This is a genomic window from Arthrobacter sp. 01T419, from assembly GCF_056398865.1.
Genome location: NZ_JBFTQF010000034.1, coordinates 1 through 1,714, shown reverse-complemented (window position 1 = coordinate 1,714; position 1,714 = coordinate 1). Strand labels below are relative to the sequence as shown.

1 protein-coding gene is annotated in these 1,714 nt (G+C 69.9%); it reads right to left on the bottom strand.

Annotated features, from left to right (window positions below; genetic code table 11):
• Window positions 1-1,652 (bottom strand): urocanate hydratase (locus AC1DLO_RS22455; protein WP_476914624.1); only part of this gene is annotated, 1,652 nt, incomplete at its 3' end.
• Window positions 1,653-1,714: the final 62 nt, after the last annotated feature.

Sequence of the window (1,714 nt, the reverse complement as noted above, 5' to 3'; positions counted from 1 at the left end):
GGGATGCGGACGCCGCGTTCGTGGGCGACTTCGACGGCGCGGGGGTAGCCGGCGTCGACGTGGCGGATGACGCCCATGCCGGGGTCGTTGGTGAGGAGGCGTTCGAGTTTCTGCGCGGCGAGCTCGGTGCCGTCGGCGACGGAGACCTGGCCGGCGTGCAGGGACCGGCCGATGCCCACGCCGCCGCCGTGGTGGATGGAGACCCAGGTGGCGCCGGAGGAGGTGTTGATCAGGGCGTTCAGCAACGGCCAGTCCGCGATCGCGTCGGAGCCGTCGGCCATGGACTCGGTTTCCCGGTAGGGGGAGGCCACGGAGCCGGAGTCCAGGTGGTCCCGGCCGATCACGATGGGGGCCTTGACCTTGCCTTCGGCCACGAGCTGGTTGAACAGCAGCCCGGCCTTGGCGCGTTCGCCGTAGCCGAGCCAGCAGATCCTGGCCGGCAGGCCTTCGAACTCGACCCGTTCGGCGGCGGCGTCGAGCCATTTGTGCAGGTGGGTGTTCTCCGGGAACAGTTCCTTGATCGCCTTGTCGGTCACGGCGATGTCCTCGGGGTCACCGGAGAGGGCGACCCAGCGGAACGGGCCCAGTCCCTCGCAGAACAGCGGACGGATGTAGGCCGGGACGAAGCCGGGGAACTCGAACGCCCGGTCGTAGCCGCCCTTGCGGGCCTCGTCGCGGATCGAGTTGCCGTAGTCGAAGACCTCGGCCCCGGCGTCCTGGAAYTCGACCATGGMCTGGACCTGCCGGGCCATGGAGGCCTGGGCCTTCTTCGTGAACCCTTCCGGGTCCGCCTCGGCCTCGGCGTGCCACTCGTCCACGCTGATGCCCTCGGGCAGGTAGGAGAGCGGGTCGTGTGCGCTGGTCTGGTCGGTGACGACGTCGATCGTGATTTCCCCGGCCCGGTGCCTGCGGAGCAGTTCGGGGAAGACCTCCGCGGCGTTGCCCACGTAGCCCACGGACCAGCCGCGGCGCTCGTCCTTGGCCTTTTGGACCTTGGCGATCGCGGCGTCCAGGTCGGTTTCGACCTCGTCCAGGTAGCGCTTGCCGGCCCGGCGGCGCAGCCGGGTCTCGTCCACGTCCACGATCAGGCAGGCCCCGTCGTTCAGGGTCACGGCCAAAGGCTGGGCCCCGCCCATGCCACCGCAACCACCGGTCAGGGTCAGCGTCCCGGCCAGCGGCCCCTCCGTGGAACCCGCAGCGGCCGGGGCCCGGTGGCGTCCCTCCGCGGCAAGCTTGTTCCCGACCGCGGCAAAGGTCTCGTACGTGCCCTGCAGGATGCCCTGGGTGCCGATGTAGATCCAGGACCCGGCCGTCATCTGCCCGTACATCATCAGGCCCTCGGCCTCCAGGCGGCGGAACTCCGGCCACGTCGCCCAGTCCCCCACCAGGTTCGAGTTCGCCAGCAAAACCCGCGGCGCCCACTCATGGGTGCGGAACACCCCCACCGGCTTGCCGGACTGCACCAGCAGCGTCTCGTCCTTCTCCATGGTCTCCAGGGTCCGGGTGATCGCATCGAACGCGGCCCAGGACCGCACCGCACGGCCCGTGCCCCCGTACACGACCAGGTCATCCGGACGCTCCGCGACCTCCGGGTCCAGGTTGTTCATCAACATGCGCAACGGCGCCTCGGTCTGCCAGCTCTTCGCGGTCAGCTCCGTACCCCGGGCAGCTTTGACCGGACGCGCTCCGGTAGTGAAATCGGCGTGAAATCGGC